The organism is Streptomyces humidus, from assembly GCF_014649655.1.
GTDB classification, from domain to species: Bacteria; Actinomycetota; Actinomycetes; order Streptomycetales; family Streptomycetaceae; genus Streptomyces; species Streptomyces humidus.
This window is the reverse complement of record NZ_BMTL01000042.1, coordinates 20,421-33,476: the sequence shown is the minus strand read 5'-3', so window position 1 is coordinate 33,476 and position 13,056 is coordinate 20,421. Positions and strand designations below refer to the sequence as shown.

Here is a 13,056-nt window from a genome sequence, read left to right as displayed (position 1 = left end):
GACACCCGTGACCACCGATGAACTCAGCGGGATGGGACCGCTGGTCGCCCGTCTGTCCCGGGGCGGCCAGCGGTTGAGGCACGCCGACCGGACCCGTCCGTGGGTGCTGGACACCGCGGTCGTGGTCGTCGTCTTCCTGATGTTCTGCCTGCCCGAGCTGGTCCATGGCGGGATGGACCACGGCGACGGCGACGACCCGCGCCGGTTCCGCGTCGCCTTCACCCAGCTGCCCGTCGCGGGAACGCTGGCCCTGCAGGCCGGACTGGTACTGCCCCTGCTGTGGCGGCGCCGCAGGCCGGCGGCGGCCTTCGGCGTCATCGCCGCGGTGTTCGTCCTCCAATGGGCCCTGGGCGCGGCGCTGCGCGCGGACATCGCCCTCTTCGTCGCGCTCTACAGCCTCGCCCTGCACGGGTGGCTCCGGCAGCTGCCGTGGGCCTGCGCGGTCATGGCGGGCGCCATGGTGCTGGTCGCCGTCCGCGCGTCCTCGGCCGTGTCCGTCTGGGACGCGCTGTTCTTCCTGCTGAGCACGGCGACCGCGGCCCTCACGCTCGGCCTGATGGTACGGATCCGCCGGGCCCAGCTCGCCGGACTGCGGGACCGGGCCGCCCGGCTGGAGATCGAACGCGACCAGCGCAGCAGACTCGCCACGGCCACCGAACGCACCCGGGTCGCGCGCGAGATGCACGACATCGTGGGCCACAACCTGTCCGTGATCATCACGCTCGCCGACGCCGGGGCCTACGCCACGGACGTCGCCCCCGAACGGGGCAAGGAGGCCCTCCAGCTCATCGGCGACACCGGCCGGCAGGCGCTCGGTGAACTGCGGCGCGTGCTCGGCGTGCTGCGCGAGGCCGCGGGCGGTCCGACGGGCGGTGCGGCGGGCGGGGCCGAACTCAGTCCACAGCCCGGCATCGCGGACATCGAAGCGCTGTGCGCCAAGGTACGCGCCGCCGGACTGGAGGTCGTCTACCGGACCTCCGGCGACGTGGACGCCCTGGACGGCGGGGTGCAGTTGACGGTGTACCGCATCGTCCAGGAAGCCCTCACCAACACCCTGAAGCACACCGACACCGACACCGACACCAGGGTGCACCTGGCGATCCTCGTCGAAAACAGTCGGCTGAACATCCGGGTCCAGGACACCGGCCCGGCCACACCGTCCGGGCCGCCGAACGAGGAAGGACACGGCATGGTGGGCATGCGGGAACGAGCGGCTCTGTACGGCGGCACCGTCAGCGCGGGGCCGACGGGCGGCGGCGGATGGAGCGTCGAGGCCGTCCTCGACCTCACACCCCGAAGCGGTGGTGACCGATGACCACCGTGCTCGTCGTGGACGACCAGCCGCTGCAACGCTACGGCTTTCACCTCCTCCTGGACTCCGTCCCCGAGACCGACGTCGTCGGTGAGGCCGCCCACGGCGCCGAGGCCGTCCGCAAGACGGCCGAACTGCGCCCGGACGTCGTCCTGATGGACGTCCGCATGCCGGGCATGGACGGCATCGAGGCCACCCGCCGCATCGTCGCCGCCGGCGGCCGCTCGCGCGTCCTCGTGCTCACCACCTTCGACCTCGACGAATACGTCCACGCCGCCCTCCGCGCCGGTGCCAGCGGCTTCCTCCTCAAAGACGCCCGCCCCGAGGAACTCCTCGCCGGCATCCGAGCCGTTGCCTCCGGCGACGCCGTCATCGCGCCCGCCCTCACCCGCCGTCTCCTGCAGGAGTACGCCCGCTACGTCCCCGCGCACCGCGCGGACTCCGCCGAGGACCCGGGACTGGGCTCCCTCACCGACCGTGAGCGGGAGATCCTCGTCGCCGTAGGCAAGGGCTGGACCAACGGCGAGATCGCCGCCCGGTTCGTCCTGTCCGAGTCCACCGTCAAGACCCACGTCGGCCGCGTCCTGGCCAAGATCGGCGCCCGCGACCGCATCCAGGCCGTGATCTTCGCCTACGACCACGGCCTCGCCCGGCCCAACGCGGACTGAGCCGACGAGCGGCAGCCGGGAAGCCGGGCGGCCCGCTCGCCCCGGCCGCGACACCTGGTCACAGGCCGCGCGCCAGTCAGGATGCGTTCAGGTAACCGCTGGCAACGTCCTGCCCATGACCTACGAACTCTCCGAGACTCCCGAGGCCGAACCGGGCACGAGTGCCGCCGCTCGCCCCTCCCACCGTCTGCGCTGGAACAAGGTTCCCGAGGTCACCGCCTACTTCTGGATCATCAAGGTGCTGTGCACGACGGTCGGCGAGACCGCTGCCGACCTGCTCAACGAGAAGGCCGGCCTGGGCCTGACCGGCGTGTCGGTCCTGATGAGTGCGCTGCTCGGGGTCGTCCTGGTAGGCGGGAACCTCCCTGCTTCAGCCAGGCATCCCGGGCCGGCCGTGCGGGCGGTCGTGCCTTGAGGGACACCCAAGTGCGGGCCGTGTGTGAGATTCTCTCGGCGTCAGCTTCATACGGCTGCCGGTCGACCACCGCGGCCTGACGCTGAGCTCGGTCTTTTCGTGAGCCGTGCGGTGCCGTCGATTCCGCGAATCATCTCCGCGACCAGACGTTTGCTGATTGATCCGGTGATGCATGGCGTCTTCACCGGCCGTGACCGCTCACAGTTTGACGCTCACCGTGGAGGTTCCCAAGCTGTAGGAGGGGCATGTGGAAGGGACCACGGCCGTGAGTGGTGGGCAGAGTGCACTTCCCCGGCTGCTGACGGCAGCGGAGACGGCGGCGCCGGTGGCTGCCGTCGACGTGGTCGCGGAGGATTTGCGGCGGCGTTTCGACGCTACGGAGGTCTCTTTCCTCATCGTGGACCTCACGGGGAGGACAGTGGTGCGGCTGTCCGCAGCCGAGGCGGTGGAGGGCGGGCGGGAAGCGGAGCGGATTCCCATGTTCGGCAGCGCCTACGAGCAGGTGATCTACACCCAGAAGCCGTACCGGGAGGTGAGCAGCCGGGGACAGCGGGTGATCGTGCCGGTCACCAACCGGGGGGATGCGATCGGGCTGCTGGAACTGATCCTGCCGGCCTCCGCCGGTGAGGAGGTCCTCGAAGCGGTGGGGGAGGCCGCCCACGCCCTGGCCTACATAGTGATCGCCAACGGTCGCTTCACCGACCTGTACACCTGGGGCAAACGCTCCCGTCCCCCCACCCTGGCAGCGGAGATCCAGTACCAGCTGCTGCCCCCCTCACTGTCGTGCGAGGCCGCACAGTTCACGCTGTGCGGGAGCCTGGAGCCCTCCGAAGACCTCAGCGGTGACACCTTCGACTACGCCCTGGACCGCGACACCCTGCACGTGTCGGTGACCGACCCCATGGGCCACGACATCGACGCCGCGCTGGCCGCCACGGTCCTGGTGGCCGCCCTGCGCGGCGCCCGCCGCACGGGAGCCGGTCTGGCCGAACAGGCCCACCGGGCCGACAGGGCCCTGGCCGACCACGGTCACGGTCACGCCACCGGGCAGTTGCTGCGCATCAACCTGCGCACCGGGCGGGCCCAGCTTGTCAACGCCGGCCACCCCTGGCCCCTGCGCATGCGCGAGGGGACTGCGGAGGAGATCACCTGTGAGGTGGACCAACCCTTCGGGCTGTCCGAGTCCGCGCCCCACCTCTACCGCGTTCAGGACATCGATCTGCGCCCCGGCGACCGTCTGCTCATGCTCACCGACGGCATGCTCGAACATCATGGGGGGACGGTCGACCTGCCTGCCCTGCTGGAGCACACCCGGGACCTGCACCCGCGAGAGGTCGCGCTGACGCTGACGTCCGCCGTCCGCGACGCCGCCGGCGGGCGGCTCGTGGACGATGCCACCGTGATGTGCCTGGACTGGCACGGCCCTCAGGAGGCCGAGCGGCACGTCAGCTCCGGCGCGGACACCCGGCAGGCTTCAGCCGGCCGTACGAAGCCGTGGCCATGAGCCGTCACTCAGGCAGATCCGGTGCGGACGCTGCTCCGGACGCAGGTCGTTCGGGGCGGCGTCAAAGCGGATCTTCCCGGATGCGACGGCCTCCAGCAGTTGCGTCAAGGCGGGGACGAGCGAGCGGAGCGCGTCGACGAGCAGGGCGATCATGCGCTGGGAGTGGACCGCATCGAGAGCGCCCGCTCGCGGTCCAACGACCACGGGCTCGTGAGGCCGGCCACCCCTCGTCCGGGAGAGGCCGCCCGGCGAAAGCCGCCGCGACGCCGACGAGGGGGAGGACCGTCAGTGACCGCAGTAGTGCTCAGCCAGCTTCTGGATCTCCCGGGTCCACAGCACCACGTCGTCGCCCGGCCGCGTGTACGGTGCGCGCCGGGCCAGCTTGAAGAAGCCGCCGGACGGCCAGCCGCTGTCCTTCAGCACCACGAGTGCCGACAGCAGGGGCAGCGACCCGTCCGGGCTCTCCCGGATCGAGGCGTCCTCCAACAGGTAGGGCATGGGGCCCTCGTGGGCGGGGACGTGATGACCGAGCCGTGCCAGTTCGCCGCTCAGTTCGCCGTACGGAATGGGTGCCGCGCCCTGGCGTGCCCGTGAACGCAGGATCTCGATCACGGCGTCCAGAGCCTGCTCGTACTCCAGTGTGCCCTTCTGCATGTGCCCTCCCGGCCTCGGATTCCGACGACCGCCGAACCTACGCCACCGGCCCCCAGCCGTAGCTCGAATGCTCGAAGCAGTCACTCACCTCTTGTGAACTGAGTGCATGGATCACATACTGGGTGCGGTCAACCCCTGCCCGCCCTCCCGGCAGGCGCGCCAGGCCCGGGGTTGGACATGCGTGAACGGCTCGGACGGCAGACTCGTGCAGACCGCGGTGATCGGGAGCCGGAACTCCGGACGCGGGATCATCCTGCCGAACGACGCGGACGAACTGACCCGGTGGCGCCGGCGTCACCCCACCTGCACCTACTGGTGCGGCACACAGCTCGGTGGTTGCGGCAACGAGTTGTCGGATCGTCTGTACCGCGACAAGGTGTGCCACTTCGCTCACCGGCCCCACACCTCCTGCCACCGTAGGCCACCGGCGCGGCAAGCGCGGACCGCCTCTTCGTCAAGGACGACCTCGCCTCGTGGGCAGGCCTCAACAGGCTGAAGGGGCGGACCAGTTCACGCGACCTCGGAACCGGACCCGGAGACGCCGTCGACTTCCGGGTGGGCGAGGCCAGGCAGCATGTGCGCTTCCGGTTCAGCAGGCTCGCGCACGCCGAGTGGCAGAAGGCCCGCGCGCGGCTCGCCACTGAATCCGCCACCCTCGACTGGGTCTTCGGTCCGGGCACGGTCCATCCGGAGACCATGGAGGAGCTGTACGACGAGTACGGATACCTGCTCCGCTTCCGCTTCGAGACGCACGGTGCGGTACGGCGTATCCGGCTCCGGGCGGAGGACCCTCGGCGCAGCACCGACTGGGTGCCCCTCGACGCCTGTGCGATGACCCCCGAGGGGCTTCGGCTCCCGGGAGTGCGGCCGCGACGCCGTGCGGGTACCGGCCCCGCCGCCGAGACGGGAGCCCGGCCCAGCGGAGCGCCGGTGCGGCGGCCCCGCGAGGAGCAGGTGCTCGCGCTGAAGGAGGCGCTGCTGAGCGCGGCGAGGTTCCGGACCCGGCCGACCTGGGAGGCGCTGGCCCGAACCGCCGGAAGCGACCTGCTCGGTCTGCCCGCCCCGGACCGGGGCGTGGCGGACCCTCCGAGGACGATCGGGGCGGCCGGGGGCTCGCCTCGCCGCCCACCTGGTGGGACGGACGCTATCCGCGCGTCTCGTGGGCCAAGGCGTGTGCGGCACAGACGGGAATGCCCGTCGGCGACCCGGTGGCCTACCGTCTGGCGAAGGACGAGGTCGTCTGCGCCGCCGTCCCGCCCGCACCGGCTACCGGCCCCGCACCCTGGGGGAGGTCCGCGAACGGATGGCGTACGCCCGGCGCAGCGGCGAACCCTTCGCCAGGTCACTCGTGCGGCACGAGGTGCCCTCACCCCAGCCGCGCGGTCGAGGCGAGCCTCGGATCTGGCGGGCGGGCGGCCTACGCTGAGACCCGTCGCCACCATCTGGGAGAAGCATGACAAGCAGGTTCACCGAGTTGACCGTTGACTGCCATGATCCGGAGAGGCTCGCGGCCTTCTGGTGCGAGGTCCTGGACTTCAAGGTGATCGACCGGAGCGAGGGCAAGGTCGAGATCGGCTCCTGGGTGCCGACCGTCGAGGCTGTCCGGGCCCGCCAGATGCCGCCCACCCTGAATGTTTTCCGCCGTCCCGGGCCATCTCCCCGATGCTGCGCATGTCGTTCTCCACACCCGCAACCCTGAGCCCTCGACAAGGTCGAGGGTCAACCTCGGACACGGCTCGTCTCCGTCGTCCTGGGTCTCCACACCCTCGTCGTGCAGAACCGCCCGCGCCACGTCGTGCTCGCCCGCGCCCTGTGCCGCCCGCGTCTGCTTCCAGCTCGCCGCACTCGCGGCACCGCCGGTCGCGGTCTGCGGTCCCACCTCCTTGTCGTCGTGCGTGGTCTCGGCCGTTCCCGGCATCATCGGCTCGTCGCGTCGGTCAGGGCGGCCAGGCGGTCCTCACCGATGAGGGTGTCGGCCTGCCACGGCACCAGCCAGGCGCGGGCTGCCAGCTCGTCGCGGACGCGGTGCAGCTGGGGTCGCTCCAGGGCTGCCCGGGCGTGCAGCAGGGGATCCCGGGTGCCGCCGGCCGTCAGAGCGGCGTTGACGACCCAGCCGTACGGCTCGATGCCGGCCTGCCGGAGGCCGTCTTGCAGTACTGCGGCCTCGGAGACGGGGGTCAGCTCGGGGAGCGTGACGATCAGGACCCGCGTGTGGGCCGGGTCCCGCAGGCGCATCAACGGCGTCGTGATGCGTCCGGGCACGCGGGCGGCGTCTGCCATGACCTGGCGGTGGTAGGAGCCGGTGAGGTCGAGCAGCCGCAGAGTATGGCCGCTGGGGGCGGTGTCCACGACGACGAACCGGCGCCGGGCCGTGTTCAAGAGTGCCCCGAACGCCCGGAAGACGGCCAGTTCCTCGGTGCACGGTGAGCGGAGATCCTCCTCCAGAAGCGCACGGCGGTCCGGGGACATCCGCTCTGCCGCCCGCAGGCGCTCAGCGGTGTAGTCGGCGAGTTCGGCGGCCGGATCGATGCGGCTGACGGTCAGGTGCCGGAAAGGGCCGCCGGCGAGTACATCAGCGGGCCGCCCCGCGGGGTCGGTTGTGGACAGGTGCACGTCGTGGCCCCGGCGGGCGAGGCCCACGGCGACGGCGGCGGCGATGGTGGTCTTGCCCACGCCCCCCTTGCCCATCACCAGCACCGCGCCGGGCGGGCCGGCTGCCAGCTCGTCGACCAGCGCCTCCAGGGAGGGGAGCGGTGTCTGCCGCTCGTCGGCACCGACGTCGGCGGGGACATCGGGGCCTGAAACGGGCCCGCCCTGACCGCGGACCAGCGCGCGGAGTGCCCTGATGCCGGTCAGGTTCCATGCGACCAGCGGCACGCCCGCAGAGGGGATCGCCCGCAGGGAGGCCGGCAGGGCGTCGAGCGCCGACGCCTGGCGGTCGGCGAACGCCTCGGCGACCGTGTCGCCGGCCAGAGGCTCGGTGAAGAGGCCGTTGACGATCAAGTGCTGGTTGTGGATCCCCTGGGCGGCCAGCTCGGCCCCGGCCCGGCCGGCCTCCCGCAGGGCACCCCGCTCTGGTCGGCTCGTCAGGACGAGCGTCGTGCGCCCGGGATCGCTCAAATACTCGACGGCCGCCTGGTACTGCGTGCGCTGGGCCTGCAGACCCGATCGTGGGCCCAGGCAGCTTGCCCCTTCGGGGACGCTCTCGATGTACTGGGCCCAGGAGCTGGGCAGATTCAGCAAACGCAGCGTGTGACCGGTCGGCGCGGTGTCGAAGAGCACGTGGTCGTACCGGCCGATCAGCTCCGGGTGGACGATCAGCTGCGTGAACCGGTCGAAGGCCGCCACCTCCACGGTGCACTCGCCGGCGAGCTGCTCCTCGAGGGCGTGCAGTTCCTCTTGTGGGACCGCACCCCGGTAGGGGGCCACCACGCGCTCGCGGTAGGCGGCCGCTGCAGCGTCAGGGTCGAGGTTCATCGCCTCCAGCCCAGGCACACCCGGCACCGGACCAGGCGCCGGACCCACCGCCGTGCTGAGAAGGTCACCCAGATTCGACGCCGGATCGGTGCTCACCATCAGCACGCGCCGGCCGGCATCGGCCAGCGCTATGGACACGGCGCCCGCCACCGTCGTCTTCCCCACACCGCCCTTGCCGGTGAAGAAGACGAACGGTGTGTGCCACGATCCCCACTCGAGCATCGGCAGAGGGGGCACGCGCGCCGCCAGGTCGCTGCCATTCGGGTCCCTCATGGGTAGCTCTCCGTTCGACTGTCCGGCGCGGTGAACCCGCTGGTGGGTGCCTCGCGTTCTGGGACCGGAAGGGCAGCAGCCGGCCGGATCGTTCGACGTCCTTGAGCAAGCAGGGGGCGAACGCCGAGGCCAGCAGATCGGCAGGCCCCGGCAGCCCGGACGGGACGACGACGGCCCACGAGGCGTCGAAAGCGATGGTCTGGGTCCCGGCGTCGATCCGTGCCTCACCGCCCCGAGCACTGTGGGCCTGGACCCGGCAGGTGGTGGGAGCGCTCATCATGTACTCCGTTCGCGAGGACCGCCGGCGGTGATGGGGCCGGCCGCTCGTGACAGGCACAGGGCAAGACCGGCCGGCGGAGGCCGCCTCACCCATTCCACACTCCCGCAGGCGTTCGTGCAGCAGGGCGGAACCTGATTCGGGTATGAGATCGGGCCGCTCTTCCACCGCGCCCAGAAGTCGACGAGCACAGGCTTGTCGTTGCCCAGGACGTCCTGCTCGAAGGATGCGTCGGTGACGTTCTTGAGGGCAGGTCTCCTCGCACAAGGTGGGGAGGGTGTCGTCAGAAGGCGGCGACGGCCGCCGCCGCCTCGGGTGCGTCGGCGAGAGCTGCGAGGTACCGCTCGGCGTCCAGGGCCGCCGCGCAGCCGGAGCCGGCCGCGGCGATCGCCTGCCGGTAGGTGCGGTCGACCACGTCACCGGCACCGAAGACGCCGGGGATGTTCGTACGCGTGGAGGGGGAGGCGACCTCGAGGTAGCCCTCGTCGTCCAGGTCCAGCCGGCCCGTGACCAGGTCGGTGCGCGGGTCGTGGCCGATGGCCACGAAGAGGCCGGTGGCCGGGAGGCGGGAGGTCTCGCCGGTGACGGTGCCGCGCAGGGTGAGTCCGGCGAGTTTGCCGCCGTCCTCGTGGATCTCGGCGACCTCGCTGTTCCAGGCGAAGGAGATCTTCGGGTCGGCGAAGGCGCGGTCCTGCATGGTCTTCGAGGCCCGCAGGGTGTCGCGGCGGTGGACGGCGGTCACGGACTTGGCGAAGCGGGAGAGGAAGGTGGCTTCCTCCACGGCCGTGTCGCCGCCGCCGACCACCACGATGTCGTGCTCGCGGAAGAAGAAGCCGTCGCAGGTCGCGCAATACGAGACGCCACGGCCGGACAGTGCGTCCTCACCGGGCAGGCCGAGCTTGCGGTGCTGCGAGCCGGTCGCCACGATGACGGCCTTGGCCCGGTGGACCGTACCCGTGCTGTCGGTGACGGTCTTCACGGCGCCGGTGAGGTCGACGGCGACGATGTCGTCGGGGACGAGCTCGGCGCCGAAGCGTTCGGCCTGGGCCCGCATGTCGTCCATCAGCTCCGGGCCCATGATGCCGTCGCGGAAGCCGGGGAAGTTCTCGACCTCCGTCGTCTGCACCAGCGCGCCACCGGCCGTGACCGCGCCCTCGAAGACCAGCGGCTTGAGCGAGGCGCGGGCGGTGTAGGGGGCGGCGGTGTATCCGGCGGGGCCGGAGCCGATGACGATGACGTTGCGGATGTCCGTCACTGTGCTCATGCCTTCGGCTCCGGGGCGATCTCTCCTCGATTCGACAAACGTCTATGTTGACGCTCATCGAATCAGGTGCGATGCTGGCCGCGTAAGCCATCGACGCATGTCGAAGCAAAGGGGGAGTCCCGTGGACCGGTCCATCACCAGCGTGCCCACCACCGACCAGCTGCCCGTCGTGGTCGTCGGGGCCGGCCCGATCGGCCTGGCCGCCGCCGCCCACCTCATCGAGCGCGGCCTCGAACCGCTGGTCCTGGAAGCCGGACCGTCGGCCGGCGCCGCCGTACGCGACTGGTCGCACGTGCGGCTCTTCTCCCCCTGGGGCGAGGTCGTCGACCCGGCCGCCGAGAAGCTCCTCGCCCCGACCGGATGGGTCCGTCCCGATTCTCCCACCCCGAGCAGGGCGTCTACCTGGTCGGCATGAAGTCCTACGGCCGCGCCCCCACGTTCCTCGCCATGACCGGCTACGAGCAGGTCCGCTCCATCACCGCCGCCCTCGCAGGCGACCAGGAGGCCGCCGAGCGCGTCGAGTTGACCCTCCCGGAGACGGGCGTGTGCGGGGGCGCCGGCCTGTTCGACGAGCCCGACGCTGCCCAGAACAGCGAAGGCGGCGGGTGCTGTGCCACCCCGGCCACCCTGCAGATCGGGATCGGCGCCACCGCCTCGTCCGGCGGCTGCTGACCCGCCAACCCGCCCCTTCCAGCAGGAGGTACGCCATGTCCCGTGTACAACTCGCGCTCCGCGTTCCGGACCTGGAGGCGTCCGTCGCCTTCTACAGCAAGCTCTTCGGCACCGAGCCCGCCAAACTCCGCGACGGCTACGCCAACTTCGCCATCACCGAGCCCCCGCTCAAGCTCGTCCTCATCGAAGGCGCCGCAGGTGAGGCGACCCGCATGGACCACCTCGGCGTCGAGGTCGAGACGACCGAAGCGGTGCACGCCGCCACCGCTCGCCTGGGCCAGGCCGGTCTGGCCACCGACGTGGAGAACGACACCACCTGCTGCTACGCCCTCCAGGACAAGGTCTGGGTCCACGGCCCCGGCCAGGAACCCTGGGAGGTGTACGTCGTCAAGGCCGACGCCGGCTCCCTGGCCAAGCAGCAGGGCAGCACCTGTTGCGCCGGCTCCGCCGAGGCCGACGCCAAGGAACCGGCCGTCACGAGCGGCTGCTGCTGATGCGCCGATGACCAACCTCCACACCGGCGAGGCCGTGACCAGGGCGGGGGACCGGTCACGGCCTCGCGCCGCCCTGCCCGCGCTGTGCGCCACCCAGATCACCAGCTGGGGATCGTCCACTACGCCTTCCCCGTCCTGGATCCGCAGATCACGGCCTCCACCGGCTGGTCGGCGACCGCCACCGCCGCCGCATTCTCAGGCGCGCTCCTGGTATCCGCCCGCACCGGCATACCCGTCGGACGCATCCTCGACCGCCGTGGCCCGCGCGCCGTGATGACCACCGCTTCTGTCCTCGGCGTCGCCGCCGTGTCGGCCATCGCCTACGCCTCCGGCCTCGCGGCCTTCACTGCCGCCTGGCTGCCGGCCGGCGTAACCATGGCCGCCACCTTCTACCAGCCCGCCTTCGCCGCCCTCACCCGCTGGTGGGGCGAAGACCGCGTCCGCGCCCTCTCAACACCTGGCACGCTCGCTGGGCGTCGGTGCTGTTGGCCGGGCTGGTGCGGCGCGTGAGTACGACGGCACGGCGGCTCCGGCTCGGGTGAGAGCGGCTGCCTCTGCCGTACACCAGCCTGCTCGCGCCCGGGGACAGCAGACGCTCAGAGACTGCGGGTCTACTTCGTCCCCACTGTCCGCAGTGCGGCCAGGACCAGCGTGCGGGTGACGGTGATGACCTCGGTGAGACGCACCTGTTCCTGCGGCCCGTGTGCCCACCGCACTTCGCCGGGCCCGTACTGGAGCGTGGGGATGCCCTGCGCGCTGTACAGCCGCAGGTCGCTGCCGTACGGCGCGCCCTGCGCGCGCGCCGGCCCGCTGCCGGTGATGTCGGCGTGGGCGTGACCGACCAGCGTCGCCAGGGGGTGGCCGTCCGGCATCCGTCCGCTGGCGAACTGACCGCCGGGCCAGGTCACCGTGGCCGGGTGGGCACGCAGCCAGGGATCGGCGGCGCAGGCTTGGGCGATGCAGTTCTCCAGTTCCGTGCGGGCGTCGGCCGGGTCCTCGTCCAGCCGGACGCCCAGTCGTCCCTCGGCCACGAGGAGGTCGGGGACGCTGCTGGCCCAGTCGCCGGCGTGGACCGTGCCGACTGACAGCGGGTAGGGGATGGGGTAGGCGGCCATCAGCGGGTGGGGATCGCAGTTGCGGACGGCTTCCAGACGGGCCAGTGCGCGGTGGAGGGGGAGATAGGCGTCGAGGGCGCTGACCCCTGCGTAGCGGATGCTGCCGTGGGTTGCCTGGCCGGGGACCTCGATGCGGAAGGTCAGGGCTCCTGCGTTCGCTGTCATCAGCGTGCCGCTGGTCGGTTCGGCGATGATGCAGGCGTCGGCGGTGTGGCCGCGTCGGAGCGTGCCGAACGCGCCGAGTCCGCCGTCCTCTTCGCTGACCACGAAGTGGGCCGCGAGACGGCCGCGCAGTCTCACCCCGGCGGCGCGGATCGCGGTCAGGGCCGCGAGCACGGCCGCCAGCCCGGCCTTCATGTCACAGGCGCCGCGGCCGTGGACGATGTCGCCCGTGACCCGGGGCGCGAACGGGTCGCCCGCCCAGCGCGCCCGGTCGCCGGGCGGCACGACGTCGACGTGGCCCTGCAGGACCAGGGTCGGTCCGTCGCTGTCGTCGCGTGTGTTTCCCACCAGCCCCCACGCCTCGTCTCGCGGGGCCTCGGCGCCCGGGTAGGCGGGGTCCGCACGCAGTTCGGCCAGGTTCATGGACCACAGGTCGACGTCGAGGTCCAGTCGCTGGAGATGCCGGGCCAACAGGTGCTGCAACTCGGATTCGGCAGCGCTGCCTGTCACGCTCGGCACGGCGAGCAGTTCCAGCAGCGTCCGGGCGGCGGCGGCTTCGTCCACTGCGGCCAGCGCGGCGGCTTCGGCGTCGCTCAGGCATGCGGTCATGGCAGTACTGCTCCTGGCAGATCGACGTCAGGTCGATCCGGACACTATGGCCGCCTTCCGGCGCGAACAATCTTCATTTCCTGCTATCCACCAGCGATTACTTGCAATATCGGGGGTGCTCTGGTGAATCATTGCGCACCCAATCGGTTGCGAGATCCTC

At 71.5% G+C, this 13,056-nt stretch carries 11 protein-coding genes and 5 pseudogenes; 10 read left to right on the top strand and 6 right to left on the bottom strand.

The features are described 5' to 3' along the window. The first annotated feature begins 7 nt into the window (after window positions 1–7). The 4 genes and pseudogenes from IE239_RS35510 to IE239_RS35495 all read left to right on the top strand — a co-directional run bounded on the left by IE239_RS35510 (window position 8) and on the right by IE239_RS35495 (window position 3,899). A complete protein-coding gene (locus IE239_RS35510; RefSeq protein ID WP_229878564.1) occupies window positions 8–1,315 on the top strand; it encodes a sensor histidine kinase in 1,308 nt (435 codons plus the stop codon). Continuing rightward, window positions 1,312–1,980 (top strand): response regulator, encoded by a 669-nt coding sequence (locus IE239_RS35505; RefSeq protein WP_190153601.1) that lies wholly within the window; start codon window positions 1,312–1,314, stop codon window positions 1,978–1,980. The genes IE239_RS35510 and IE239_RS35505 overlap by 4 nt, the downstream gene beginning before the upstream one ends. 115 nt (window positions 1,981–2,095) lie before the next feature. Continuing rightward, window positions 2,096–2,332, top strand: a pseudogene (locus IE239_RS35500) (hypothetical protein); the annotation flags it as partial. 328 nt (window positions 2,333–2,660) lie between these two features. Beyond that, the gene (locus tag IE239_RS35495; RefSeq protein WP_229878562.1) at window positions 2,661–3,899 is read left to right on the top strand and encodes a PP2C family protein-serine/threonine phosphatase; all 1,239 of its coding nucleotides are present in this window, start codon (window positions 2,661–2,663) and stop codon (window positions 3,897–3,899) included. Here IE239_RS35495 and IE239_RS35490 read toward each other — a convergent pair. Further along, window positions 3,870–4,052: a hypothetical protein gene (locus IE239_RS35490; protein ID WP_190153600.1), complete on the bottom strand. Its 183-nt coding sequence runs from the start codon at window positions 4,050–4,052 to the stop codon at window positions 3,870–3,872. The genes IE239_RS35495 and IE239_RS35490 overlap by 30 nt on opposite strands. Before the next feature lie 132 nt (window positions 4,053–4,184). Continuing rightward, window positions 4,185–4,553 (bottom strand): hypothetical protein, encoded by a 369-nt coding sequence (locus IE239_RS35485; RefSeq protein ID WP_190153599.1) that lies wholly within the window; start codon window positions 4,551–4,553, stop codon window positions 4,185–4,187. Window positions 4,554–6,006: 1,453 nt separating this feature from the next. Between IE239_RS35485 and IE239_RS35480 the strand changes: the two are divergent. Then, window positions 6,007–6,201, top strand: a pseudogene (locus IE239_RS35480) (VOC family protein); the annotation flags it as partial. Window positions 6,202–6,470: 269 nt separating this feature from the next. Here IE239_RS35480 and arsA read toward each other — a convergent pair. Next, entirely contained in the window at window positions 6,471–8,303 is a 1,833-nt protein-coding gene (gene arsA / locus IE239_RS35475; RefSeq protein ID WP_308435450.1) for an arsenical pump-driving ATPase, read from the bottom strand. 101 nt (window positions 8,304–8,404) lie between these two features. Between arsA and IE239_RS35470 the strand changes: the two genes are divergently transcribed. Next, window positions 8,405–8,614, top strand: a complete 210-nt coding sequence (locus tag IE239_RS35470; protein ID WP_190153598.1) for a hypothetical protein — start codon at window positions 8,405–8,407, stop codon at window positions 8,612–8,614. Between the two features lie 130 nt (window positions 8,615–8,744). Here IE239_RS35470 and IE239_RS42625 read toward each other — a convergent pair. Both IE239_RS42625 and trxB read right to left on the bottom strand, forming a co-directional pair. Beyond that, window positions 8,745–8,867, bottom strand: a pseudogene (locus IE239_RS42625) (thioredoxin family protein); the annotation flags it as partial. Then, on the bottom strand, window positions 8,864–9,835 hold the full coding sequence (gene trxB / locus IE239_RS35465; RefSeq protein ID WP_190153623.1) for a thioredoxin-disulfide reductase: 972 nt from the start codon (window positions 9,833–9,835) through the stop codon (window positions 8,864–8,866). The gene trxB and the pseudogene IE239_RS42625, both read right to left, overlap by 4 nt. On the opposite strand from trxB, the gene IE239_RS43505 reads away from it, so the two are divergent. The 4 genes and pseudogenes from IE239_RS43505 to IE239_RS35450 form a co-directional block, all read left to right on the top strand. Continuing rightward, window positions 9,807–10,259, top strand: coding sequence for an FAD-dependent oxidoreductase (locus tag IE239_RS43505; RefSeq protein WP_434095668.1), 453 nt, complete (start codon window positions 9,807–9,809; stop codon window positions 10,257–10,259). The two genes, trxB and IE239_RS43505, sit on opposite strands and share 29 nt — an antisense overlap. Continuing rightward, window positions 10,208–10,516, top strand: a pseudogene (locus IE239_RS43500) (flavoprotein); the annotation flags it as partial. The gene IE239_RS43505 and the pseudogene IE239_RS43500, both read left to right, overlap by 52 nt. Before the next feature lie 35 nt (window positions 10,517–10,551). Continuing rightward, window positions 10,552–11,010, top strand: a complete 459-nt coding sequence (locus IE239_RS35455; protein WP_190153597.1) for an ArsI/CadI family heavy metal resistance metalloenzyme — start codon at window positions 10,552–10,554, stop codon at window positions 11,008–11,010. Window positions 11,011–11,017: 7 nt separating this feature from the next. Then, window positions 11,018–11,484, top strand: a pseudogene (locus IE239_RS35450) (MFS transporter); the annotation flags it as partial. A gap of 137 nt (window positions 11,485–11,621) precedes the next feature. Here IE239_RS35450 and IE239_RS35445 read toward each other — a convergent pair. Further along, window positions 11,622–12,896, bottom strand: coding sequence for an ArgE/DapE family deacylase (locus tag IE239_RS35445; RefSeq protein WP_190153596.1), 1,275 nt, complete (start codon window positions 12,894–12,896; stop codon window positions 11,622–11,624). Window positions 12,897–13,056: the final 160 nt, after the last annotated feature.

Coding starts and splice junctions, on each gene's coding strand:
- IE239_RS35505 (WP_190153601.1), top strand. CDS start 1,312: ATGACCACCGTGCTCGTCGTGGACGACCAGCCGCTGCAACGCTACGGC.
- IE239_RS35490 (WP_190153600.1), bottom strand. CDS start 4,052: ATGATCGCCCTGCTCGTCGACGCGCTCCGCTCGCTCGTCCCCGCCTTG.
- IE239_RS35485 (WP_190153599.1), bottom strand. CDS start 4,553: ATGCAGAAGGGCACACTGGAGTACGAGCAGGCTCTGGACGCCGTGATC.
- arsA (WP_308435450.1), bottom strand. CDS start 8,303: ATGAGGGACCCGAATGGCAGCGACCTGGCGGCGCGCGTGCCCCCTCTG.
- IE239_RS43505 (WP_434095668.1), top strand. CDS start 9,807: ATGACGATGACGTTGCGGATGTCCGTCACTGTGCTCATGCCTTCGGCT.
- IE239_RS35455 (WP_190153597.1), top strand. CDS start 10,552: ATGTCCCGTGTACAACTCGCGCTCCGCGTTCCGGACCTGGAGGCGTCC.
- IE239_RS35445 (WP_190153596.1), bottom strand. CDS start 12,896: ATGACCGCATGCCTGAGCGACGCCGAAGCCGCCGCGCTGGCCGCAGTG.